Consider the following 21,484-nt stretch of genomic DNA (forward strand, 5'->3'; position numbering starts at 1 on the left):
CCGAGCTCGAGAAGCTGACCGGCAAGCAGGTTCAGCTGAACATCCTCGAGGTCAAGAACGCAGAAGCTGAAGCACAGCTCGTCGCACAGGGTGTGGCCGAGCAGCTCTCGAACCGCGTTGCCTTCCGTCGTGCAATGCGCAAGGCCATCCAGTCGGCCATGCGTCAGCCCAACGTCAAGGGAATCCGCGTTCAGTGCTCCGGTCGTCTCGGCGGCGCCGAGATGTCCCGGTCGGAGTTCTACCGCGAAGGCCGTGTGCCGCTGCACACGCTTCGTGCGGACATCGACTACGGCCTCTACGAGGCCAAGACCACCTTCGGTCGCATCGGCGTCAAGGTCTGGATCTACAAGGGCGACATCGTCGGTGGCAAGCGTGAGCTCGCCGCCAACACGGCCGCACCGGCCGGGGATCGCCCGCGTCGTGAGCGTCCGAGCCGTCCGCGTCGTTCCGGTGCCACCGGTACCACTGCGACCAGCACCGAGGCCGGCCGCGCAGCGACCGCAACCGCCGATGCTCCCGCAACTGAACAGAATCAGGAGGGCTGACGCATGTTGATCCCACGGCGGGTCAAGCACCGCAAGCAGCACCACCCGAGCCGTTCGGGTGCCGCCAAGGGCGGTACCCAGGTGACCTTCGGTGACTACGGCATCCAGGCTCTCGAGCCTGCCTACATCACCAACCGGCAGATCGAGTCCGCTCGTATCGCCATGACTCGGCACATCAAGCGTGGCGGCAAGATCTGGATCAACATCTTCCCGGATCGCCCCCTCACGAAGAAGCCGGCCGAAACCCGAATGGGTTCCGGTAAGGGTTCGCCCGAGTGGTGGATTGCCAACGTCAAGCCCGGACGCGTTCTGTTCGAGATGACATACCCCAACGAGGAGATTGCTCGTGAGGCCCTGCGCCGCGCGATGCACAAGCTCCCGTGCAAGTGCCGGATCGTGACCAGAGAGGAGCAGTTCTGATGGCTACTGGAACCCCAGCAGCAGAGCTCCGCGAGCTCAGTGAAGACGAGCTGGTCACCCGGCTCCGTGAGTCGAAGGAAGAGCTTTTCAACCTTCGTTTCCAGATGGCTACCGGCCAGATGGACAACAACCGACGACTGCGCACCGTTCGTCACGAGATCGCGCGCATCTACACCGTCCTGCGTGAGCGTGAGCTCGGACTCGCTGTGGGTCCGGATGCAGGTGACGCGGCATGAGTGAGGAAAAAGCAGTGAGCACAGAAGAGCGCGCGAGCCGTAAGGTCCGTGTCGGATACGTCGTGTCCGACAAGATGGAAAAGACGATCGTGGTCGAGCTCGAAGACCGCGTCAAGCACAAGCTCTACGGCAAGATCATCCGCCGTACGACCAAGGTGAAGGCGCACGACGAGAACGGCGTTGCCGGCGTCGGCGACCGCGTTCAGCTGATGGAAACCCGTCCGCTGTCCGCGACGAAGCACTGGCGTCTGGTCGAGGTCCTCGAAAAGGCCAAGTAAGCCTGATCGAATCCTCGAGCTGATCGAGTATCACCGAATGGCCCGCTTCCCCTTGGGGGAGTGGGCCATTCGGCTTTCCGGGGGCTTTCGGGGCTTTCCGGGCGAAGGGTTCGAGTTGCGTCGAGTACGGCTGATTTGGTATTCGGTGAACCCTTCCCTACAATAGAACGGTTGCCTGTGGCAGAGGTGTGTCTTCACGTGCGCAGCTCGAACGGTGCTTGCAGTGATCGTCTCCCGACGTCAGTCGGTGGGACTGCAGCTCAGACACGACGCAGGTGGCAACAATGACCGCGCGCACCGGGTCGGTAATCCGTTGCGCACGAAATTCCAGGTCTAGGGAGATCAAGTGATTCAGCAGGAGTCGCGAGTTCGCGTCGCTGATAACACGGGTGCCAAGGAAATCCTTTGCATCCGCGTTCTCGGCGGTTCGTCACGTCGCTACGCCGGGATCGGTGACGTCATCGTCGCCACCGTCAAGGACGCAATCCCCGGTGGAAACATCAAGAAGGGTGAGGTCGTCAAGGCCGTCATCGTTCGCACGACCAAGGAGCGCCGTCGTCCGGACGGTTCCTACATCAAGTTCGACGAGAACGCTGCAGTGCTCATCAAGGCTGACAGTGATCCCCGTGGAACCCGCATCTTCGGACCCGTCGGCCGTGAGCTGCGCGAGAAGAAGTTCATGAAGATCGTTTCGCTTGCCCCGGAGGTGCTGTGATGAAGGTGCACAAGGGTGACACCGTTCTGGTCATCGCCGGCAAGGACAAGGGCGCGAAGGGCAAGGTCATTCAGGCCTACCCCGCGACCGACAAGGTCCTCGTCGAAGGCGTGAACCGAATCAAGAAGCACACCGCGGTTTCCGCGAACGAGCGCGGAGCATCCTCCGGCGGCATCGTCACGCAGGAAGCCCCGATCCACGTTTCCAACGTTGCAGTCGTCGACTCGGACGGAAACCCCACCCGCGTGGGCTACCGCACCGACGAAGAGTCCGGCAAGCGCGTTCGGATTTCCCGGAAGAACGGGAAGGACATCTGACATGACCTCCACCGAAAACAAGGTCCAGCCGCGCCTCAAGGCACGCTACCGCGCTGAGATCAAGGACGCGCTCAACAGCGAGTTCGACTACTCGAACGTCATGCAGATCCCCGGCGTCGTCAAGGTTGTCGTCAACATGGGCGTCGGCGACGCTGCCCGTGACGCCAAGCTGATCAACGGCGCTGTCCATGACCTGTCGCTGATCACGGGCCAGAAGCCCGAGATCCGCAAGGCACGTAAGTCCATCGCGCAGTTCAAGCTCCGCGAAGGTATGCCCATCGGTGCACGCGTCACCCTCCGTGGTGACCGCATGTGGGAGTTCCTGGACCGCCTCGTGTCTGTCGCTCTGCCCCGTATCCGCGACTTCCGCGGTCTCTCGGGCAACCAGTTCGACGGCAACGGCAACTACACGTTCGGCCTCAACGAGCAGTCGATGTTCCACGAGATCGACGTGGACAAGATCGATCGCCCCCGCGGCATGGACATCACCGTCGTGACCACCGCAACCAACAACGAAGAAGGCCGTGCACTGCTCAAGCACCTCGGCTTCCCGTTCAAGGAGAACTGAGCGCATGGCTAAGAAGGCATTGGTCAACAAGGCCAACAAGAAGCCCAAGTTCGCGGTTCGCGCCTACACCCGCTGCCAGCGGTGCGGTCGCCCGCACTCGGTGTTCCGCAAGTTCGGCTTGTGCCGTATCTGCGTTCGCGAGATGGCTCACGCCGGCGAGCTTCCCGGAGTTCGCAAGAGCTCTTGGTGATCTGAGGCCCTCGGGCTTCGTCACACCACGCATGTGAATGGGCGTGGGTTCCTTTGGAACCCACGCCCATTCGTGGTTTTCATCGAGATGTGAATCGTGCCGATCCTGAAAAGAACTGCCCCGCTGCGACTCTGGTTGAAAGCGATCATCGTTCGTCGGTGTCGTTCTTCGGTGCCGAACGAGCAGTTCAGATTTCGGGGTGCGTCGATAGCTTCCCGATCGCATCCTTCGGGCGGCAGTGGGGGAGGCGACATGGGATCCCGGTGGACACCTGCGCCAAAGTTCCCTACACTAGAGCGGTTGCCGTGGCTGACGCATGCGTTCAGCTCGGTGCGGTAACTTACGCCGTCTGACACAAGTCGGACGGCCCAGCCGAATTGCTGGAGGCCCACGATCGGATTCGTCCGGTGTTGCATGGGAACCACAGCGAGAAAGGTGTCGAGGTCGACCTATGACCATGACTGACCCCATCGCAGACTTCTTGACGCGTCTGCGCAACGCCAACACGGCGTACCACGATGAGGTGAAGCTTCCCCACTCGAAGATCAAGGCGAACATCGCCGAGATCCTCAAGCGCGAGGGCTACATCTCCGATTTCCGTACCGAAGACGCAGAGGTCGGCAAGACCCTCATCGTCGATCTGAAGTACGGTCCCAGCCGCGAGCGTAGCCTCGCCGGCGTGCGTCGCGTTTCCAAGCCCGGTCTCCGGGTTTACGCGAAGTCCACCAACCTGCCCAAGGTCCTCGGAGGCCTCGGCGTGGCCATCATCTCCACGTCGTCCGGTCTGCTCACCGATCGCCAGGCGGCCAATCAAGGAGTAGGCGGGGAAGTCCTCGCCTACGTCTGGTAAGGGAGGCCACCACAATGTCGCGTATTGGAAAGATTCCGGTCACCGTCCCCGCGGGCGTTGACGTCACGATCAGCGGCCAGGATGTCACCGTCAAGGGTCCCAAGGGCACCCTCGCGCTGACCATCTCCGAGCCCATCGCAATCGAAAAGGCAGAGGACGGCTCGCTGAGCGTCACGCGCCCCGACGACGAGCGTCGTAGCCGCGCGCTGCACGGTCTGTCGCGGACCCTGGTTGCGAACATCATCACCGGTGTCACCGAGGGTTACACGAAGAAGATGGAGATCCACGGTGTTGGTTACCGTGTGGCACTGAAGGGCAAGGACCTCGAGTTCGCGCTCGGCTTCAGCCACCCGGTGCCGATCGAGGCTCCTGAAGGCATCACCTTCGTCGTCGAGTCGCCCACCCGGTTCTCGGTGTCCGGCATCGACAAGCAGAAGGTCGGGCAGATCTCGGCCAACATCCGTCGTCTCCGTCGTCCGGACCCGTACAAGGGTAAGGGCGTGCGTTACGAGGGTGAGCAGATCCGCCGCAAGGTCGGAAAGACGGGTAAGTGATATGAGCCAGACTGCAAACCAGAAAGCCAAGCGGATTCCGCTGGGCAAGGATGCGTCCACCAAGCGTCGTCTCTCGAAGACGCGTCGTCACTTCCGTCTCCGCAAGAAGGTCTCCGGCACGCCCGAGCGTCCCCGCTTGGTCGTCAACCGGTCCTCGCGCCACATCCACGTCCAGCTCGTGGACGACCTGGCCGGCCACACCCTGGCCTCCGCGTCGACCATCGAAGCAGACGTGCGCGTGGCAGAAGGCGACAAGAAGGCTGCGAGCGCGAAGGTCGGTCAGCTGATCGCCGAGCGCGCCAAGGCTGCCGGCGTGGAAGCAGTTGTCTTCGACCACGGCGGACACGGCTACCACGGTCGCATCGCGGCCCTGGCAGACGCGGCTCGCGAAGGCGGGTTGAAGTTCTGATGACCAACATTTTCAACGGAAGGACAGCCTGATGCCGGGACGTCAAAGGCGTGACGGCGGAAGCGGACCCGCCGGACAGAATGGCCCCAACAGCGGTGACAACAGCAACGCTCGTGGGGACAACCGTGGTGGCGGCCGTGACCGTCGCGACGGTGGCCGTGGCGGAAACGCTGCGGAGAAGTCACAGTTCATCGAGCGCGTTGTCACGATCAACCGCGTTTCCAAGGTCGTCAAGGGTGGTCGTCGCTTCAGCTTCACCGCTCTGGTGATCGTCGGAGACGGCAACGGACTGGTCGGCGTCGGCTACGGAAAGGCCAAGGAAGTTCCCGCGGCCATCCAGAAGGGTGTCGAGGAGGCTCGCAAGAGCTTCTTCCGCGTCCCGATGATCGCCAACACCATCACTCACCCCGTTCAGGGTGAGGCTGCTGCCGGCATCGTCATGCTTCGCCCGGCAAGCCCCGGTACCGGTGTTATCGCCGGTGGCGCTGTGCGCGCCGTGCTGGAGTGCGCTGGTATCGCGGACATCCTGTCGAAGTCGCTCGGTAGCGACAACGCCATCAACGTCGTGCATGCGACCGTTGCTGCGCTCAAGGGTCTGCAGCGTCCCGAGGAAGTTGCGGCTCGCCGCGGCCTCACCCTCGAAGAGGTTGCACCCGCCGGCATGCTTCGCGCTCGCGCACAGGCTGCTGGGAGTGTGAAGTAATGGCAGATCTCAAGGTCACTCAGATCAAGAGCATCATCGGGACCAAGCAGAACCAGAAGGATTCTCTGCGCACGCTGGGTCTCAAGGGCATCCGTCAGACCGTTGTTCGTGAGGACAACGCACAGAACCGCGGTCTGATCAACGTGGTGCGCCACCTCGTAACAGTTGAGGAGGTCTAACCATGACCATCAAACTGCACCACCTGCGCCCCGCTCCGGGATCCAAGTCCAACAAGATTCGTGTTGGACGCGGTGAGGGCGGCAAGCGTGGTAAGACCGCAGGTCGCGGTACCAAGGGCACCAAGGCACGTAACACCGTGCGCGTGGGCTTCGAGGGTGGACAGATGCCGCTTCACATGCGTCTGCCCAAGCTCAAGGGCTTCACGAACCCGTTCCGCGTCGAGTACCAGGTCGTCAATGTCGGCGACATCGCCCGTCTGTTCCCCGAAGGTGGAGCAATCACGGTCGAGGATCTCGTCGCCAAGGGCGCAGTCCGCAAGAACCAGCTCGTCAAGGTTCTGGGCGACGGCGAACTGACAGTTGCCGTTCAGGTGACCGTCGACAAGTTCACCGGTTCCGCCAAGGAAAAGATTGCTGCTGCCGGTGGTTCCGCCACCGAGCTGTGAGTGATCACGCGTAGCTAGTCCGATGGCCGCAGCGCAGCGTTTGCTGCGGTGCGGCCATCGGCGTCTACGAGGTCGTGTCACAGGTACGAGGTCGTGTCACAGATTGGTCGTGCATGCTCGGACGGGCCAGTATTCTGGTCACCGAGTGGCAAATGTATCTTCGGCTTACCCGGTTTTCGTGGTCTGCCCGCCTAGTTCCCAAATGCTCACTGTTAGAGTTCAAAAGTTCGACAGGTCAAAACGATCTGTCTCCCTACCGTCGTGCCAGGAGGATCTTTGCTTTCCGCCTTCGTCTCGGCCCTCAGGACCCCAGACCTGAGGCGGAAGATCCTCTTCACCCTCGGCTTGGTGGCTCTGTATCGGGTCGGCGCTCTCATCCCGTCCCCAGGTGTCGACTACGGCCGTGTGCGTCAGTGCATCGATATCGCCAACTCCGGTGACTCAGCAGGTATCTACTCGCTGATCAACCTGTTCTCCGGCGGCGCTCTGCTGCAGATGTCGATCTTTGCGATCGGCATCATGCCGTACATCACGGCGAGCATCATCGTGCAGCTCCTGACCGTGGTGATTCCGAAGTTCGAGGAACTTCGGAAAGAAGGCCAGTCCGGCCAGGCCAAGATGACGCAGTACACGCGTTACCTGTCCATTGCTCTGGCAATCCTGCAGTCGACCGGCATCGTCGCTCTTGCGGCACGCGGACAGTTGCTCCAGGGCTGTGACGACATCATCGCCGACAAGTCGATCTTCGGTCTTGTCATCATCGTGCTGGTCATGACTGCCGGTGCTGCCATGGTCATGTGGTTCGGCGAGGTCATCACCGAACGTGGCGTCGGCAACGGCATGTCCCTCCTCATCTTCGCCGGTATCGCATCGCGTATCCCGAGCGAGGGCAAGGCAATCCTCGACAGCCGTGGTCCGCTGGTCTTCGCCTTCGTCTGCCTCGCAGCGCTGCTGATCATCGCCGGTGTCGTCTTCGTCGAGCAGGGTCAGCGTCGTATCCCGGTGCAGTACGCGAAGCGGATGGTCGGACGCAAGATGTACGGCGGATCCTCGACGTACCTGCCTCTGAAGGTGAACCAGGCCGGCGTCATCCCGGTGATCTTCGCGTCTTCACTGCTGTACCTCCCGAACTTGATTGCACAGCTGACTTCGGCCAGTACAGCGGTCGACCCCAGTTGGTGGCAGCGCCTCATCAACACCTACCTGGTGAATCCGGCCAACCCGGTGTACATCGCGATCTACTTCGGCCTGATCGTCTTCTTCACGTACTTCTACGTCGCCATCACCTTCAATCCCGAAGAGCGCGCCGACGAGATGAAGAAGTTCGGCGGCTTCATCCCCGGTATCCGACCCGGTCAGCCGACCGCGGACTACCTCAACTACGTGCTGAGTCGCATCACCCTTCCGGGTGCGATTTACCTCGGCACCATTGCTGTTCTGCCCAACCTGTTCCTCGACATCGGGAATGGCGGCGGCGCGCAGAACCTGCCGTTCGGTGGCACCGCGGTGCTGATCATGGTCAGCGTCGGCCTGGACACCGTGAAGCAGATCGAGAGTCAGCTAATGCAGCGTAACTATGAAGGGTTCCTCAAGTGAGACTTGTCCTCCTTGGTCCTCCCGGTGCCGGCAAGGGCACCCAGGCCGCTATCTTGTCCGAGAAGTTCGGCGTTCCCCATATCTCCACGGGTGATCTCTTCCGCGCGAACATCGGTCAGGCCACCGCTCTCGGTGTGGAAGCAAAGAAGTACATCGACGCCGGCGAACTCGTACCGAGCTCGATCACCAACGACATGGTGAAGGCTCGCGTCGCAGAACCGGACGCAGCAAACGGTTTCCTTCTCGACGGATTTCCGCGCTCGGTCGAACAGGCTCAGGCACTCGAGGGAATCTTGAAGGATCTCGACACCAAGCTCGACGGTGTCCTCTCCTTCGTCGTCGACGAGGACATCGTGGTCGAGCGTATGCTCGCCCGCGGTCGTGCAGACGACACCGAGGACGTCATTCGCAACCGACTCCGGGTCTACCGCGACGAGACGTCACCGCTGTTCGATTACTACAAGGACAGCATCGTCTCCGTCGACGCGATCGGCGAGGTCGAAGAGGTCAACGCTCGCGCACTGGCAGCGTTGGGTAAGTAATGGTCTTCGGGCGCAAACGCAAGGTTGTTCCGTTCCGCTCCGCGGGCGAACTCGACGCGATGGCTGCTGCCGGCGCCATCGTGGGTTCGGCTCTGGTGGCGGTTCGCGCTGCGGCGAAGCCCGGTGTCAGCACTTTGGAATTGAACGCGGTCGCTGAATCCGTCATTCGTGACGCCGGCGCCGTGCCCTCGTTCCTCGGGTACCACGGCTTCACCGGCTCGATCTGCTCTTCGGTCAACGATCGCGTCGTTCACGGAATCCCTTCAGCTCAGGACATCCTGGCTGAAGGCGACCTGGTTTCCATCGACTGTGGCGCGATCCTCGACGGATGGCACGGTGACTCCGCTTGGACGTTCGGTGTCGGTGAGATCAGCGTCGCCGATCAGGAGCTCAGCGAAGCCACTCGGCTTTCGATGGAAGCCGGGATCGCGGCAATGATCGCCGGCAACCGTCTGACGGATGTTTCGCACGCGATCGAGGTCGGTACTCATGCCGCCGAGAAGTTGCACGGTCGTTCCTACGGCATCGTCGACGGATACGGCGGACACGGAATCGGCCGGGAAATGCACATGGATCCGTTCCTCGCCAATGAAGGTGCCCCGGGTAAGGGTCCTGAACTGGTTGTCGGATCTTGCCTGGCGATTGAGCCGATGCTCACGCTCGGCACCACCGACACGGTGATTCTCGACGACGACTGGACCGTTGTGACGACCGACGGGTCCCGTGCGGCGCACTGGGAACACACTGTCGCAGTGACCGAAGACGGTCCGCGGATTCTGACACTCCGGCCGGAGTAGTCGACACAGTCGCTGACAAGTGTTGGCAGCGAGCATGATTCATGTTCGAGAAGTCCCAGCCTCATTTCGAGGCTGGGACTTTTTCGATGGGGGAGCGGTGTGCGTCGTCACCCTGACCGGAGGCGCATTTGGCCTGGTCGTTTACATCGCGTAACATGGCTAGGCGGTGCGCTATGCGCGTCGATAGTTCGTGTGCCTACGCCCGGATCGCTCCGGGATCGGGCTTTCGAACTGCCGGCGATCTTTCCATTGCGTGCCAATGTAACGGAAGCCGATGCACGAAGCATGCCAAACCAAACGGATCGCGGAGGATATGGCTAAGAAAGACGGGGCCATCGAGGTCGAAGGACGAGTAGTCGAGCCGCTGCCCAATGCGATGTTCCGCATTGAGCTCGAGAATGGCCACAAGGTCCTCGCCCACATCAGCGGAAAGATGCGTCAGCACTACATTCGCATCCTCCCGGAAGATCGCGTTGTCGTAGAGCTCTCGCCCTACGATTTGTCGCGCGGACGCATCGTTTACCGCTACAAGTAACGAACTTCCCGGACCTGACCTGGGTCAGGGAGAAGTATGTCTGCCGCGGTTCATCGCGGCGGGCTGCGACAAAACAGGAGATCAGAAGACGTGAAGGTTCAGCCGAGCGTCAAGAAGATCTGCGAGAAGTGCAAAGTGATTCGCCGTAACGGTCGAGTCATGGTGATCTGCGAGAACCTGCGTCACAAGCAGCGTCAGGGCTAGATCTAGCTTTTCGAAGATCTGCTTGGCAACAAGCAAAGAAGACCTCCCAGTACCAGCCATTGTTGACGAGACCCCACGCGATCGTTCACCGATCGCCAAGGTCGGACAATGGTTCACCCCCGGCACGGAGGCCGGGGCCCCACTGAGTTAGTTGATGAGATCATCTGCGCCTTCGGGCGTCGGTACTCGGCAAGAGGCACAGGGGAAGGGCTGGGAGCAGACCTCCGCACACCGATAAGGAAATGCCACCATGGCACGTCTCTCTGGTGTTGATCTTCCTCGCGAAAAGCGCATGGAGATCGCACTGACATACATCTACGGCATCGGCCGTACCCGCTCCAAGGAAATCCTTGACGCCACCGGCGTCAGCCCGGATCTCCGGAGCAAGGACCTCTCGGACGAGGACCTGGCAAAGCTCCGCGAGTACATCGAGGAGTCGCTCAAGGTCGAGGGTGACCTTCGCCGCGAGGTTCAGGCCGACATCCGTCGCAAGATCGAGATCGGCTGCTACCAGGGCCTGCGCCACCGTCGTGGTCTGCCCGTGCGTGGTCAGCGCACCAAGACCAACGCCCGTACCCGTAAGGGTCCGAAGCGCACCATTGCCGGCAAGAAGAAGGCGAAGTAATGCCCCCGAAGTCACGTAGCACCGGTCCGAAGAAGACCCAGAAGACGCGTCGCAGGGATAAGAAGAACATCCCGCACGGCGCCGCTCACATCAAGAGCACCTTCAACAACACCATCGTGTCCATCACGGACCCCGCCGGAAATGTCATTTCCTGGGCGTCTTCGGGACACGTCGGCTTCAAGGGTTCGCGTAAGTCGACTCCCTTCGCCGCTCAGCTTGCTGCTGAGAGCGCTGCCCGTAAGGCGCAGGAGCACGGTGTCAAGAAGGTTGACGTGTTCGTCAAGGGACCGGGATCCGGTCGCGAGACCGCAATCCGTTCCCTCCAGGCCGCTGGCCTCGAGGTCGGCACCATTTCCGATGTAACCCCCCAGCCGCACAACGGCTGCCGTCCGCCCAAGCGGCGTCGGGTATAGCGGGAAGGATAGGTAGAAGAAAATGGCACGTTATACCGGACCCATCACCCGCAAGTCGCGTCGTCTGCGCGTCGACCTCGTTGGAGGCGACCAGGCATTCGAGCGTCGCCCGTACCCGCCCGGACAGCACGGCCGCGCGCGTATCAAGGAGAGCGAGTACCTGCTCCAGCTGCAGGAGAAGCAGAAGGCTCGCTTCACCTACGGCGTCATGGAGAAGCAGTTCCGCCTGTACTACAAGGAGGCGAACAACCGCCCCGGCAAGACCGGCGAGAACCTGCTTCGCATCCTCGAGTCGCGTCTCGACAACGTCGTGTACCGCGCAGGCCTCGCTCGCACGCGCCGTCAGGCACGTCAGCTGGTCACGCACGGTCACCTTCTCGTGAACAACAAGAAGGTCGACATCCCGAGCTACCGCGTCTCGCAGTACGACATCATCGATGTCAAGGAGAAGTCGCTCTCCACGCTTCCGTTCCAGGTTGCGCGTGAGACCGTCGGCGATCGCCCGGTTCCCGGGTGGCTGCAGGTTGTCGGCTCGCGTCTGCGGATCCTGGTTCACCAGCTTCCCGAGCGCGCGCAGATCGACATCGCTCTGCAGGAACAGCTCATCGTCGAGTACTACTCGAAGTAAGGCGCTTCGCACCCCGTGAGTGGTTGAGGAGTCTCCGGACTCCTCAACCACTCACAGGGCCGCAGGCCCTTTCCCATCGTGGGCGTCAAATAGTGGACGTCCGTACAGGAGGAAATACCAATGCTCATTTCTCAGCGACCCACGCTGACCGAAGAGGTCATCGCTGATAACCGCTCGAAGTTCGTCATCGAGCCCCTGGAGCCAGGTTTCGGGTACACGCTCGGCAATTCGCTGCGCCGCACGCTGCTCTCGTCGATCCCCGGCGCTGCTGTCACCAGCATCCGTATCGACGGCGTTCTCCACGAGTTCACCACCGTCCCGGGCGTGAAGGAAGATGTCACCGACATCATCCTGAACCTCAAGGGCCTCGTCGTGAACTCCGAAGAGGACGAGCCGGTCACCATGTACGTCCGCAAGCAGGGCCCCGGCGCTGTTACTGCAGGCGACATCGTGCCCCCGGCAGGCGTCACCGTGAACAACCCTGATCTGCACATCGCCACCCTGAACGACAAGGGAAAGCTGGAGATCGAGCTCGTAGTCGAGCGCGGTCGCGGCTATGTCCCCGCCGTTCAGAACAAGGCGTCCGGCGCAGAGATCGGCCGTATCCCGGTCGACTCGATCTACTCGCCGGTGCTCAAGGTCACCTACAAGGTGGAGGCCACTCGCGTCGAACAGCGCACCGACTTCGATCGGCTCGTTCTCGACGTGGAAACGAAGAACTCCATCACCGCACGGGACGCGCTCGCTTCGGCGGGCAAGACCCTGGTTGAGCTCTTCGGCCTGGCCCGTGAGCTGAACGTCGAAGCAGAAGGAATCGAGATCGGACCCTCGCCTGCCGAGGCCGATCACATCGCTTCCTTCGGACTCCCCATCGAGGATCTGGACCTCACGGTCCGCTCCTACAACTGCCTCAAGCGCGAAGGTGTTCACACCGTCGGTGAGCTTGTCGGCCGTACCGAGTCCGATCTGCTCGACATCCGCAACTTCGGACAGAAGTCCATCGACGAGGTCAAGGTCAAGCTGCATTCGCTCGGCCTGTCCCTCAAGGACAGCCCCGCATCCTTCGATCCCACCACCGTTGCCGGCTACGACGCCGCCACCGGAACGTGGAGTGACACTGATGCCGGTTCCTTCGGCGATGCCGAAGGTACCGAGGACTACGCCGAGACCGAACAGCTGTAGCAGCTCAGGTCCTTTACTAGGAGATCATCATGCCCAAGCCCAAGAAGGGTGCCCGCTTCGGCGGGTCGGCTTCCCACCAGAAGGCGATTTTCGCCAATCTGGCTACCGCGCTCTTCGAGCACGGTCGCATCACCACCACCGAGTCCAAGGCCAAGGCACTGCGCCCCTACGCCGAGAAGCTCGTCACGCACGCGAAGGCCGGCACGCTGGCTCACCGTCGTGAGGTGCTGAAGGTCATCCGTAACAAGGATGTCGTTCACACCCTGTTCGCCGAGATCGGCCCGTTCTACGCGGACCGTAACGGTGGATACACCCGCATCATCAAGACGATCCCCCGCAAGGGCGACAACGCTCCGATGGCAATCATCGAGCTCGTCAAGGAAAAGACCGTCACCTCCGAGGCCGATCGCGCTCGTCGCGTCAAGTCCTCGCAGGAAGCTCCCGCCGCAGAGAACGTCGTCGAGGCCGTAGAGGCCGACGCGACCGACGCTGAGGTCGAGAACGCTGACGCAGTCGTCGAGGCCATCGAGGACGAGACCGCAACTGCGGCCGACGCTCCCGAGGCCGAAGAGGCCAAGAAGGACTAGTCTCCCTTGGTTTCGGCACACGCTGAATCGAACGAGCCCGCCGCCCCCATCGGGGACGGCGGGCTCGTTCGATTGCGGCTCGACATCTCCTACGACGGCACCGACTTCTCGGGTTGGGCCCGCCAGACAGATCTGCGCACCGTGTGCGGTGAGATCGAAGACAAGTTGGGAACGGTGCTTCGACGCCCGGTTCAGTTGACCGTTGCCGGTCGAACCGACGCCGGTGTCCACGCCACCGGTCAGGTAGCGCACGTCGACGTTCCGGGAGAGTTGCTCCCGGACGATCCGTCTCGACTCGTGCGCAGACTTGCACGATTTCTGCCCAAGGACGTTCGGGTCAAACAGATATCGGTGGTTCCGGGTGACTTCGATGCGCGCTTCTCCGCGATGCGACGTTATTACGAGTACCGGGTGACCAACGCGGCGTTCGGAGTGGAACCACTACGCGCACGCGACACCGTCTCGTATCCCAAACCACTCGATCTCGGAGCGATGCAGGATGCGTCGAATCGGCTGCTGGGTCTGCACAACTTCGCGGCATTCTGCAAGCGTCGAGAAGGCGCTACGACGGTGCGGGAGCTGCAGCGTTTCGACTGGACCCAAGTGGGCACGGTGTTCACGGCCTACGTGAATGCTGACGCATTCTGCTGGTCGATGGTTCGCAGTCTCGTCGGCGCAGTCCTCTCCGTCGGTGAGGGACGGCGCACCGCCGACTGGGTGGCAGGGTTGCTCGACGAAACGTCGCGATCCAGTTCCATCCTCGTTGCTCCGGCGCACGGACTTTCGTTGGTCCGCGTGGACTACCCCGACTACTCGGAACTGGCTGCCCGCAACGCGATTACCCGTGAGACCCGCGAGATTCCGTCTTCGGGTGGATGCTGCGGCGACTGAACATCACCATGCAAAATGCCCTCCCACTCTGTGTGGGAGGGCATTCGTATCGGGGGGGCTATCCCGCCAGTTGGCGCGCGATGACCAATCGCTGAATCTGGTTGGTGCCCTCGAAGATCTGCGTGATCTTGGCCTCGCGCATGTAGCGCTCGACGGGGAAGTCCTGGGTGTATCCGTACCCGCCGAATACCTGAACGGCGTCGGTGGTGACCTTCATTGCCGCGTCGGTGGCCACGAGCTTGGCGACGCTCGCGTTGCGTGAATACGGAACTCCGGCGTCGCGGCGGCGGGCTGCATCGAGGTAGGTGGCTCGCGCGGAGTCGACTGCGGCAGCCATGTCCGCGAGCACGAAACCGAGTCCCTGGTGATCGATGATCCGCTTGCCGAATGCCTTGCGCTCCTTCGCGTAAGCGACCGCGTCGTCGAGCGCGCCTTGAGCGATTCCGACGGCAACGGCAGCGATTCCGAGTCGGCCGGAGTCGAGAGCGCTGAAGGCAATCGGCAGCCCCTGGCCGCGCTGACCGATCAATCGCTCCTCAGGAATGAAGGCGTCGTCGTAGTTCGCGGAGGCAGTGGGAACCGCGCGTAGCCCCATCTTCTCTTCGGGTTTTCCGAAGCTGAGGCCTTCGGCGTCCTTGTCCACCAGGAGGCAGGAGACGCCGCGTGAACCGTCGTCACTGGTGCGTGCGAAGAGGTTGTAGAAGTCCGCCTTGCCGCCGTTGGTGATCCAGGCTTTCGAACCGTTGACGCGGTAGCCACCGTCGGTGGGCGTCGCCTTGCACGACAACGCGGCGGCGTCGGATCCGGCCTGCGCTTCGGAAAGGCTGTACGCGCCGATGGTGTTGCCGCCCAGCATGTCCGGTAGCCAGCGGTTCTTCTGTTCGTCGGTGCCGAAGGTGAACAGCGGGAAGCACGACAGGCTGTGCACGCTCACCGCCACTGCAACCGCTGCCCAGCGTGAGGCGATCTCTTCGAGCACTTGGAGATACACCTCGTACGGCTGATCGCCGCCGCCGAACTCCTCGGGATACGGAAGGCTCAGCAGACCCGCCTGTCCGAGTGCGGGGAACACTCCGTCTGGATACTTCTCGGCCTTCTCGTATTCGTTGACCTTGGGCGCGAGTACCTTGTCCGCGACATCACGCGTCAGTTCGATGAGATCTCGAGCTTCTTGGCTGGGCATCAGGCGTTCGACGGGCACGGTCGGCTCCTAGCTAGGTAATAGTACTGAGAACGATACTGCAGTACTGTCGTGGGTATGGCAAGGCTGGTTCACAAGACGACTGCGCGCAGGGCAGAGTTGTTCGATCAATTGGTCGAACTGTTCTTGAGCGAGGGTTTCGCCCACCTCACGCTCGACGAGATCTCAGCTCGTCTGCACTGCTCCAAGAGCACCTTGTACACCGTGGCGGCCGGCAAAGAGGATCTGGTGCGGGCGGTGACAGTGCACTTCTTCCGGGCGGCGACCGATGCAGTGGAGAGTGCAGTCGCCGCCGAAACGGCCCCGACTCGTCGAGTCGCGGTGTATCTCGAAGCAGTGGGTGATCGGCTGTCCGCGGCGTCCAGTCAGTTCATGGAAGACCTGGCCGAATCGGTGTCGGCGAGCCAGGTCTACGAGAAGAACACGTCGATCGCTGCTGATCGTGTGCGATCGCTCATCGTCGAGGGAGTCGATTCGGGCGCATTCCGGCAGGTACACGCATCATTTGTCGCCGATGCCGCTGCGGCGACGATGGTTCGGATCCAGCAACGCGCGGTCTACCGGGCAACTGGTCTGGACGATGCCAGCGCTTATCGGGAACTGGCAGCACTCATCACGGACGGGATCACTGCGTGATCAGTCGCTAGCATCGACGTTCATGGCACCTTTGAACGTCGAAGTCATCGTAGGTTCGGTCCGCGAAGGGCGAATGGGACGAGCAGTGGCGGACTGGTTTGTCGAGCGCGCAACCGCGAACCCGTCGTGGAACGTATCGGTGATCGACCTCAGAGAGCTGTCGTTGCCCCAGGATTTCTCGGATTCACCTGCCACGGAGGTTTTCCGCCGGCGAATCGGGCGCGCCGACGCTGTTGTCGCCGTGACCTCCGAATACAACCACGGGTATCCGGCTGCCCTCAAGACCGCATTCGATTCGGTGAAACACGAGTGGCGTGCCAAGCCGATCGGATTCGTGTCCTACGGCGGGATTTCAGGTGGTGTTCGGGCCGTCGAGCAACTGAGGCAAGTGGTGGCGGAGTTGCACATGGTCTCGGTGCGTCAAAGCGTGACCATTCACCGGGTGCGTAAGCAATTCGGACACGAGCCGTACGGCGTCGATTCGATTGCGATCGATGCAAGCGAGAAGATGATTCGTGAATTGGATTGGTGGGGAAGCGGATTGCGGATGCAACGTGCAAGTGATCCCTATCCCGGCTGATCTTGGACATACGCGATCACGCCATCTGGTGAGCGTCGCCGGCTCGAGGACGGCCGATGAACGATGTCTCGGAAGCGATGGTCACCAGAGTCAGGTCGACGCGTGTACGGCCGGTTTCGACCGTGATCTTGTCACCGAGTGCGAATGGCTGGACTATCGAGATTTCAGGGTCGACCCGAGGCCATTGGCGTGGATGTCCGTACACATAGATTGCGGTCACGCCGGCACGCGGAGACAACCCCTCGACGCCGTCGAACACGACAGTGTTGAAGGCGCCCTCAGGCCCACCGCCCTGCCCGGACACGCGGAGTCGGTCAGGCACTCCCATCGAGTCGGTGAGCGCGGTCCACGCTTGCGGTCGATCGGTGTGGACGAGTACCAGTGCGCCGGTCGCGATGGCTCGAAAGATCAACTGCTGAGCCAGATAGAGTTCGCCGGCGACAAGAACGGTGTTGACGCCCGGCCCCGAAATTCTGGCCGCGACACCGTGCCCGTTTCGGTCCGAGCCGATGAGTTGGCCGCACCCGGCAAGGGGTAGAGCGAGTGAGTCGAGTGTGCCCCCGTCCATGCGAACGCCCGGCGTGATGCCGTCCAGCGCGGCCAATGCGGTTGGCAAATTGGTCAGCAATCCGTCGCGCTGGCGCCCACGTAGCGAGACCAAACCGGCCAGCGGTGCGTTCTCAGGTGGATTGCGCGTGGTGAAGCGACATGTCGCACTGACCTTCGCCTCTCCGCGTTGTCCGGTGGGTCGTAACCGAATTGTCACGGACGTCCCGACCGTTGCCACTGCCCACACTCGGGTCAGGGTCGCAGTGGTGATGAAACGGGGTTCGATCCCAAATCCGACGTTGGACACGCCAGGCAAGGGGGTACTTCGCCACGTTTCGGTGACCTCGTGGCCGGCCACTCCTCTTGTCACCTGGGCAGAGGACGACGCGATCTCCGGTGCGGTCAGGATCCGCGCCTTGCATCCCGCTGAATCGAGCACCCGGATGACACGATTGGCGGCAACAGCTATCGCGCGGCCGGCGCCCTGTTCGCCCCCGCCCCGGCGTTCGACTGCTGCACCACCCTCCAGCGCGTCGAAACGTAGTGCAAGCCAAACACTTCTGGTGGCGGTGGCTGGTAGTGGTCCGATGAGACGTTCGTAGACTTCGGTGGCAGGCGTTCCCGACGCGGCGCGGTATCCGTGACTGACGATGTCGATGCCGGTGAGTGAGATGTCGTGCTGATAGAGACAATTGGCGAGGGCTGCCGTGGGCAGAAGGTGGGAAGCGTCGAACGAATGACGGCCGATCCTGGTCAGGTAGTCGCGTGGGGGAGCGATCTCGACGACAGCGACGAGCGAAGATCCGTCCACTCGGAGCCCGATGGACTGCTCGGAGGGAGTGTGAAAACTGACGATCGTGCTGCGGTCGACGTCCTTGCGGTGCAGATAGCGAAAGTACCTGACAATCCAGGACATTACCGACCAACCGCCCACATGAAGCAGCATTGATCCGGCAACCACACAACCGATTGCCAGCGCCCAGAACCAATCGAGCCCACTGGCCATCGCGATTCCGCCCGCACCGATTCCGAAAATCTGTGCCGGCACGAACTCGCGCGTCGAAATCCTGTGTGACGACGGCCAATGCTTCAACCGCGATCGGTCCACGGTTCCTCCCCGATACCTGACCTGCGAACTACCCGAAAATTTCCGCCCCAGCGGAACTGTACTGTGTCTTCGCAAGGGGATGTAAGGCACGGGGGGAATGATGGCTGCGACACCTACCACGCGCTGGCAGGTCAACGGGTACCGATTCTTGGTCAGGCGGATGGAACATGCGCTGGTCAGACGAGACGTGCGGATGCTTCACGATCCGATGCGATCACATTCGCGCGCCTTCACCGTCGGAATAGTCCTCGCTGCACTGGGATTGGCGGGTTGCGCTGTACTCGCTCTGTTTCGGCCACAGGACAGAATCGGCGATGCAGAGATCGTCGTTGCAAAGGAATCGGGCGCGATGTTCGTCGCCATGGAGGGTACGTTTCGCCCTGTGCTGAACTTGGCCTCCGCACGACTGATTCTGGGTTCGCCAGGAAAACCGGCAATAGTCAAGGCATCCGAGGTCGAGGCGAAACCCCGGGGCGCGCTCGTCGGCATTCCCGGCGCACCGTCCGCGCTGCCGGAATCGGCCGACCCTACCAACGCCGCGTGGACGGTGTGCGATTCCGTCGGATCCGACGGGAGAAAATCGTTGACGACTTCGGTCCTGGTCGGCTCGTCCAATGTCGGCGAAAACACGACATATCTGACGAATGACCGTGCATTCCTGGTGAAGTCGGGTTCCGATCACTTTCTCGTGTACGACGGGAAGCGAGCGGAAATCGATGTGGACGATCCGGCGATCATGCGGGCTTTAGGCCTGGAAGGAGCACAGGCGCGACCGATCAGTATCGGATTCCTCAATTCGATTCCCGAAGTTCCGCGCATCGAGGCTCCGCGAATCCGCCAACTGGGATCGGCGCCCCGGTTTCCTCTGCAGAACAAGACTGTCGGCTCCGTCGTCCAGGTTTCGGTGGGTGCGGACCCGCAGTACTACGTGGTACTCGAGAACGGGATCCAGAAGATCGGTGCGGCGCTCGCCCAACTGATCTACTTCTCGGATTCGCAGGGCGCCACCGGGATCGCGAGCGTCACCCCTGATGCCATCAGTCGTATTCCCTCGGTGAGTGAGCTGGCCGTCGACTTGTTGCCGCGGGTGGTTCCGGAGATCGTCGATGATCACGGCGCACCTGTCGGCTGTCTGGAATGGGCTCCCCCACCTGCAGTCGAGGGCGGCGAAAGTAGTTCTGCAACGCTGAAACTTGTCGCTGGATTGCAGGTTCCGATCCCGGAGGGTGGCAAGTTGGTGTCCTTGGCGCAGGCGGACGGATCGGGTGACAATCTCGACAACGTCCATGTCGAACAGGGATTCGGCGGATTTGTTCAAGCGACCGGAATCGAGACGAACAGCACCAGGCACGACGGAGTGTTCTACGTAGCCGATACCGGTGTGAAGTACGGCGTACCGGACGAAACCTCCGCTCGCGCGCTCGGATTGACGCGAACGCCTGATCGCGCGCCTTGGCAGATTCTCGACCTGCTTGCATCAGGTCCCGCGCTCGAGAAGAGCAATGCACTGATAGCTCACGACGGAATCGCCCCCGATACAGCGCCGGCCGCTCCGGTGAACTGAACACTGCTGACGGTTCAGGGATCGATGTTCTGGCGTTCGGGAAGATGCCGACGAATTACTCGACGAAGAGGCATCGATGCCAACAGCGTCAGTAGGGCGAGGGTGCCGACCGTTCCGGCTCCGACGAGTGCCGTGTCGCGAGATCGGTTGTCGGGGGTCGGCGGCGTGGGTAGGGGATCGATCGACACCGACTGATGGTTGACCTTGACGCGTTCTCCTGGGGCCAATTCGCCCGTCACTGCCGCAAGTGGATCGATGACGCCGTGACCGACGTAGGGATTCCAACCCTGCGCCGGAGCGTGGGCGGTGGCTTCGATACGTTGCATGACCTGAAGCGCAGTCAGTTCCGGGTGAACCGACCGGACCAGTGCGGCGGTCGCCGCGACAAAGGGCGCAGCGAAACTGGTCCCGTTGAACGACTGTACGGCGCCGTCGGAGCCGTACACCCCGTTGGTCAGACCGGGCGACGTCGGGTGAAGTGAGGTGATTCCGGTGCCGGGCGCCGCCACGTCGACCCACGGACCGCCGAGGCTGAAGGAACTGGCGGCGCCATTGGGGTCTACCGACCCGACCGTGAGGACATAGTCGTCGTACCAAGCCGGACTGGCAATCGTCGCAACCGAGTTCCATGGATCGGCTAGGGGATCGACGGGATCCGGCGGCGGATTCTGGTTCTTGCAACCTCCGGATCCGACGTTACCTGCAGCTGCGACGACTACGACGTTCTTCGCGATCGTGGCGTATTCGATTGCAGCGCCGAGTCGTTGGTCGTTGATCCCGTCCCCGGCAGGCTTGCAGGCGACTTCGGAGATGTTGATGACGCTTGCACCCATGTCCGCAGCGTGACGGACGGCCGATGCCATGGTGTCGACGTTTCCGTACCCGGATGAGTTCTCGGCTACAGCAGGGTCTTCGCGTTGGCCGGCCACCGAGAAGGCGGCACTGGACTGCCTGATCGAAATTATCTGTGCGTCCGGCGCAGCTCCGGAGAATCCGGAACCCTCGACTTGCTGGGCGGCGATGAGACCGGCCACGACAGTTCCGTGTGCGTCACAATCGTCGGTGCCGTCGGAGGTACCGACGTAATCACCGCCGCCGTCGAGCGACGGCAGCCGGGGATGTCTGCTGACACCGGTGTCGATGACAGCAATTCGCTGTCCTGCCCCTCTGGTGATCGGCCACACAGAATCGAATCCCAGATCTCGTTGAGAACGTGGAATGTCCGCATTGTCACCACCTGCCACGGCTGGGACGCACAGGGTTCGTTGTTCGGTGGGTTGTGGAGGTGCAGGCGGACTGTCCTCCGGCAGCACGGCAGGATCGATGGGGGAGGGAACCGCGCTCGATGCGCCACCTGCCCCGGCGAGAACGCTGAAGGCAACGATCACGAGACTGGCGCAGATGTTTGTTGCACGTCGAATCACCATCGATCACCG

Annotated in this window: 31 protein-coding genes; 28 read left to right on the forward strand and 3 right to left on the reverse strand. The window is 62.0% G+C overall.

Features of this window, described 5'->3' with window-relative positions; genetic code table 11:
• From rpsC to truA, 25 genes are all read left to right on the forward strand, one after another.
• Window positions 1-545 (forward strand): 30S ribosomal protein S3 (gene rpsC / locus QM609_RS17440; protein WP_283337322.1); only part of this gene is annotated, 545 nt, incomplete at its 5' end.
• A gap of 3 nt (window positions 546-548) precedes the next feature.
• Window positions 549-965, forward strand: a complete 417-nt coding sequence (gene rplP / locus QM609_RS17445; protein ID WP_003940899.1) for a 50S ribosomal protein L16 — start codon at window positions 549-551, stop codon at window positions 963-965.
• Window positions 965-1,201 carry a 50S ribosomal protein L29 gene (rpmC, locus tag QM609_RS17450; protein ID WP_003940734.1) on the forward strand — a complete coding sequence of 79 codons (237 nt, stop codon included), beginning with the start codon at window positions 965-967 and terminating at the stop codon, window positions 1,199-1,201. Before rplP ends, rpmC begins: the two co-directional genes overlap by 1 nt.
• On the forward strand, window positions 1,198-1,479 hold the full coding sequence (rpsQ, locus tag QM609_RS17455; RefSeq protein WP_003941020.1) for a 30S ribosomal protein S17: 282 nt from the start codon (window positions 1,198-1,200) through the stop codon (window positions 1,477-1,479). Before rpmC ends, rpsQ begins: the two co-directional genes overlap by 4 nt.
• Window positions 1,480-1,825: 346 nt before the next feature.
• Window positions 1,826-2,194: a 50S ribosomal protein L14 gene (gene rplN, locus QM609_RS17460; protein WP_003940951.1), complete on the forward strand. Its 369-nt coding sequence runs from the start codon at window positions 1,826-1,828 to the stop codon at window positions 2,192-2,194.
• A complete protein-coding gene (gene rplX / locus QM609_RS17465; protein WP_003941019.1) occupies window positions 2,194-2,511 on the forward strand; it encodes a 50S ribosomal protein L24 in 318 nt (105 codons plus the stop codon). The genes rplN and rplX overlap by 1 nt, the downstream gene beginning before the upstream one ends.
• A 1-nt stretch (window position 2,512) precedes the next feature.
• Window positions 2,513-3,079 (forward strand): 50S ribosomal protein L5, encoded by a 567-nt coding sequence (gene rplE / locus QM609_RS17470; RefSeq protein ID WP_003940924.1) that lies wholly within the window; start codon window positions 2,513-2,515, stop codon window positions 3,077-3,079.
• 4 nt (window positions 3,080-3,083) lie between these two features.
• The gene (locus tag QM609_RS17475) at window positions 3,084-3,269 is read left to right on the forward strand and encodes a type Z 30S ribosomal protein S14 (RefSeq protein ID WP_003940698.1); all 186 of its coding nucleotides are present in this window, start codon (window positions 3,084-3,086) and stop codon (window positions 3,267-3,269) included.
• Window positions 3,270-3,720: 451 nt separating this feature from the next.
• On the forward strand, window positions 3,721-4,119 hold the full coding sequence (rpsH, locus tag QM609_RS17480; protein WP_003940873.1) for a 30S ribosomal protein S8: 399 nt from the start codon (window positions 3,721-3,723) through the stop codon (window positions 4,117-4,119).
• Between the two features lie 14 nt (window positions 4,120-4,133).
• Complete coding sequence (gene rplF, locus QM609_RS17485; protein WP_003940970.1) at window positions 4,134-4,673, forward strand: 50S ribosomal protein L6; 540 nt, start codon at window positions 4,134-4,136, stop codon at window positions 4,671-4,673.
• 1 nt (window position 4,674) lies between these two features.
• Window positions 4,675-5,082, forward strand: coding sequence for a 50S ribosomal protein L18 (rplR, locus tag QM609_RS17490; protein WP_003940996.1), 408 nt, complete (start codon window positions 4,675-4,677; stop codon window positions 5,080-5,082).
• Between the two features lie 31 nt (window positions 5,083-5,113).
• Complete coding sequence (gene rpsE, locus QM609_RS17495; RefSeq protein ID WP_003940718.1) at window positions 5,114-5,785, forward strand: 30S ribosomal protein S5; 672 nt, start codon at window positions 5,114-5,116, stop codon at window positions 5,783-5,785.
• Window positions 5,785-5,964: a 50S ribosomal protein L30 gene (gene rpmD / locus QM609_RS17500; RefSeq protein WP_003940751.1), complete on the forward strand. Its 180-nt coding sequence runs from the start codon at window positions 5,785-5,787 to the stop codon at window positions 5,962-5,964. Before rpsE ends, rpmD begins: the two co-directional genes overlap by 1 nt.
• A gap of 2 nt (window positions 5,965-5,966) precedes the next feature.
• On the forward strand, window positions 5,967-6,410 hold the full coding sequence (gene rplO, locus QM609_RS17505) for a 50S ribosomal protein L15 (protein WP_003940829.1): 444 nt from the start codon (window positions 5,967-5,969) through the stop codon (window positions 6,408-6,410).
• Between the two features lie 276 nt (window positions 6,411-6,686).
• The gene (gene secY, locus QM609_RS17510; protein ID WP_003940773.1) at window positions 6,687-8,006 is read left to right on the forward strand and encodes a preprotein translocase subunit SecY; all 1,320 of its coding nucleotides are present in this window, start codon (window positions 6,687-6,689) and stop codon (window positions 8,004-8,006) included.
• On the forward strand, window positions 8,003-8,548 hold the full coding sequence (locus QM609_RS17515; RefSeq protein WP_003940868.1) for an adenylate kinase: 546 nt from the start codon (window positions 8,003-8,005) through the stop codon (window positions 8,546-8,548). The genes secY and QM609_RS17515 overlap by 4 nt, the downstream gene beginning before the upstream one ends.
• On the forward strand, window positions 8,548-9,345 hold the full coding sequence (map, locus tag QM609_RS17520) for a type I methionyl aminopeptidase (RefSeq protein ID WP_003940806.1): 798 nt from the start codon (window positions 8,548-8,550) through the stop codon (window positions 9,343-9,345). The genes QM609_RS17515 and map overlap by 1 nt, the downstream gene beginning before the upstream one ends.
• Before the next feature lie 313 nt (window positions 9,346-9,658).
• Window positions 9,659-9,880 (forward strand): translation initiation factor IF-1, encoded by a 222-nt coding sequence (gene infA / locus QM609_RS17525; protein ID WP_003418601.1) that lies wholly within the window; start codon window positions 9,659-9,661, stop codon window positions 9,878-9,880.
• Between the two features lie 90 nt (window positions 9,881-9,970).
• A complete protein-coding gene (gene rpmJ / locus QM609_RS17530) occupies window positions 9,971-10,084 on the forward strand; it encodes a 50S ribosomal protein L36 (RefSeq protein ID WP_003938068.1) in 114 nt (37 codons plus the stop codon).
• Window positions 10,085-10,334: 250 nt separating this feature from the next.
• Window positions 10,335-10,709 (forward strand): 30S ribosomal protein S13, encoded by a 375-nt coding sequence (gene rpsM, locus QM609_RS17535; protein ID WP_003940834.1) that lies wholly within the window; start codon window positions 10,335-10,337, stop codon window positions 10,707-10,709.
• Window positions 10,709-11,122, forward strand: coding sequence for a 30S ribosomal protein S11 (gene rpsK / locus QM609_RS17540; RefSeq protein ID WP_003940683.1), 414 nt, complete (start codon window positions 10,709-10,711; stop codon window positions 11,120-11,122). The genes rpsM and rpsK overlap by 1 nt, the downstream gene beginning before the upstream one ends.
• Before the next feature lie 22 nt (window positions 11,123-11,144).
• Entirely contained in the window at window positions 11,145-11,750 is a 606-nt protein-coding gene (gene rpsD / locus QM609_RS17545; RefSeq protein ID WP_003940769.1) for a 30S ribosomal protein S4, read from the forward strand.
• 120 nt (window positions 11,751-11,870) lie between these two features.
• The gene (locus tag QM609_RS17550) at window positions 11,871-12,932 is read left to right on the forward strand and encodes a DNA-directed RNA polymerase subunit alpha (protein WP_003941016.1); all 1,062 of its coding nucleotides are present in this window, start codon (window positions 11,871-11,873) and stop codon (window positions 12,930-12,932) included.
• Between the two features lie 29 nt (window positions 12,933-12,961).
• Window positions 12,962-13,519, forward strand: a complete 558-nt coding sequence (gene rplQ, locus QM609_RS17555) for a 50S ribosomal protein L17 (protein ID WP_007728580.1) — start codon at window positions 12,962-12,964, stop codon at window positions 13,517-13,519.
• A gap of 6 nt (window positions 13,520-13,525) precedes the next feature.
• Window positions 13,526-14,410, forward strand: coding sequence for a tRNA pseudouridine(38-40) synthase TruA (gene truA, locus QM609_RS17560; RefSeq protein WP_050655858.1), 885 nt, complete (start codon window positions 13,526-13,528; stop codon window positions 14,408-14,410).
• Window positions 14,411-14,468: 58 nt separating this feature from the next.
• Here the strand turns inward: truA and QM609_RS17565 are convergent, their stop codons facing one another.
• A complete protein-coding gene (locus tag QM609_RS17565) occupies window positions 14,469-15,611 on the reverse strand; it encodes an acyl-CoA dehydrogenase family protein (protein WP_050655857.1) in 1,143 nt (380 codons plus the stop codon).
• 57 nt (window positions 15,612-15,668) lie between these two features.
• Here QM609_RS17565 and QM609_RS17570 point away from each other — a divergent pair, with 57 nt between their 5' ends.
• The gene (locus tag QM609_RS17570) at window positions 15,669-16,247 is read left to right on the forward strand and encodes a TetR/AcrR family transcriptional regulator (protein ID WP_003940885.1); all 579 of its coding nucleotides are present in this window, start codon (window positions 15,669-15,671) and stop codon (window positions 16,245-16,247) included.
• A gap of 22 nt (window positions 16,248-16,269) precedes the next feature.
• Window positions 16,270-16,827 (forward strand): NADPH-dependent FMN reductase, encoded by a 558-nt coding sequence (locus QM609_RS17575; protein WP_003940967.1) that lies wholly within the window; start codon window positions 16,270-16,272, stop codon window positions 16,825-16,827.
• A 16-nt stretch (window positions 16,828-16,843) separates the two neighbouring features.
• Here QM609_RS17575 and eccE read toward each other — a convergent pair whose 3' ends face one another.
• Window positions 16,844-18,484, reverse strand: coding sequence for a type VII secretion protein EccE (eccE, locus tag QM609_RS17580; protein ID WP_050655856.1), 1,641 nt, complete (start codon window positions 18,482-18,484; stop codon window positions 16,844-16,846).
• 97 nt (window positions 18,485-18,581) lie between these two features.
• On the opposite strand from eccE, the gene eccB reads away from it, so the two are divergent.
• The gene (gene eccB / locus QM609_RS17585; protein ID WP_082239041.1) at window positions 18,582-20,048 is read left to right on the forward strand and encodes a type VII secretion protein EccB; all 1,467 of its coding nucleotides are present in this window, start codon (window positions 18,582-18,584) and stop codon (window positions 20,046-20,048) included.
• A 14-nt stretch (window positions 20,049-20,062) separates the two neighbouring features.
• On the opposite strand, the gene mycP is transcribed toward eccB, so the two are convergent.
• Window positions 20,063-21,475, reverse strand: a complete 1,413-nt coding sequence (gene mycP / locus QM609_RS17590) for a type VII secretion-associated serine protease mycosin (RefSeq protein WP_050655855.1) — start codon at window positions 21,473-21,475, stop codon at window positions 20,063-20,065.
• Between the last annotated feature and the right edge of the window lie 9 nt (window positions 21,476-21,484).

Source organism: Rhodococcus sp. IEGM 1302, assembly GCF_030056935.1.
In the GTDB taxonomy this organism is placed as follows: Bacteria; Actinomycetota; Actinomycetes; order Mycobacteriales; family Mycobacteriaceae; genus Rhodococcus_F; species Rhodococcus_F qingshengii.

Coding starts and splice junctions, on each gene's coding strand:
- rpsQ (WP_003941020.1), top strand. CDS start 1,198: ATGAGTGAGGAAAAAGCAGTGAGCACAGAAGAGCGCGCGAGCCGTAAG.
- rpsH (WP_003940873.1), top strand. CDS start 3,721: ATGACCATGACTGACCCCATCGCAGACTTCTTGACGCGTCTGCGCAAC.
- eccB (WP_082239041.1), top strand. CDS start 18,582: ATGATGGCTGCGACACCTACCACGCGCTGGCAGGTCAACGGGTACCGA.
- rplX (WP_003941019.1), top strand. CDS start 2,194: ATGAAGGTGCACAAGGGTGACACCGTTCTGGTCATCGCCGGCAAGGAC.
- rpsD (WP_003940769.1), top strand. CDS start 11,145: ATGGCACGTTATACCGGACCCATCACCCGCAAGTCGCGTCGTCTGCGC.
- rplE (WP_003940924.1), top strand. CDS start 2,513: ATGACCTCCACCGAAAACAAGGTCCAGCCGCGCCTCAAGGCACGCTAC.
- infA (WP_003418601.1), top strand. CDS start 9,659: ATGGCTAAGAAAGACGGGGCCATCGAGGTCGAAGGACGAGTAGTCGAG.
- rpmD (WP_003940751.1), top strand. CDS start 5,785: ATGGCAGATCTCAAGGTCACTCAGATCAAGAGCATCATCGGGACCAAG.
- QM609_RS17550 (WP_003941016.1), top strand. CDS start 11,871: ATGCTCATTTCTCAGCGACCCACGCTGACCGAAGAGGTCATCGCTGAT.
- rpsK (WP_003940683.1), top strand. CDS start 10,709: ATGCCCCCGAAGTCACGTAGCACCGGTCCGAAGAAGACCCAGAAGACG.
- QM609_RS17570 (WP_003940885.1), top strand. CDS start 15,669: ATGGCAAGGCTGGTTCACAAGACGACTGCGCGCAGGGCAGAGTTGTTC.
- rplQ (WP_007728580.1), top strand. CDS start 12,962: ATGCCCAAGCCCAAGAAGGGTGCCCGCTTCGGCGGGTCGGCTTCCCAC.
- map (WP_003940806.1), top strand. CDS start 8,548: ATGGTCTTCGGGCGCAAACGCAAGGTTGTTCCGTTCCGCTCCGCGGGC.
- QM609_RS17475 (WP_003940698.1), top strand. CDS start 3,084: ATGGCTAAGAAGGCATTGGTCAACAAGGCCAACAAGAAGCCCAAGTTC.
- rpsM (WP_003940834.1), top strand. CDS start 10,335: ATGGCACGTCTCTCTGGTGTTGATCTTCCTCGCGAAAAGCGCATGGAG.
- mycP (WP_050655855.1), bottom strand. CDS start 21,475: ATGGTGATTCGACGTGCAACAAACATCTGCGCCAGTCTCGTGATCGTT.
- rplF (WP_003940970.1), top strand. CDS start 4,134: ATGTCGCGTATTGGAAAGATTCCGGTCACCGTCCCCGCGGGCGTTGAC.
- rpmC (WP_003940734.1), top strand. CDS start 965: ATGGCTACTGGAACCCCAGCAGCAGAGCTCCGCGAGCTCAGTGAAGAC.
- QM609_RS17575 (WP_003940967.1), top strand. CDS start 16,270: ATGGCACCTTTGAACGTCGAAGTCATCGTAGGTTCGGTCCGCGAAGGG.
- rpsE (WP_003940718.1), top strand. CDS start 5,114: ATGCCGGGACGTCAAAGGCGTGACGGCGGAAGCGGACCCGCCGGACAG.
- rplR (WP_003940996.1), top strand. CDS start 4,675: ATGAGCCAGACTGCAAACCAGAAAGCCAAGCGGATTCCGCTGGGCAAG.
- rplP (WP_003940899.1), top strand. CDS start 549: ATGTTGATCCCACGGCGGGTCAAGCACCGCAAGCAGCACCACCCGAGC.
- rplO (WP_003940829.1), top strand. CDS start 5,967: ATGACCATCAAACTGCACCACCTGCGCCCCGCTCCGGGATCCAAGTCC.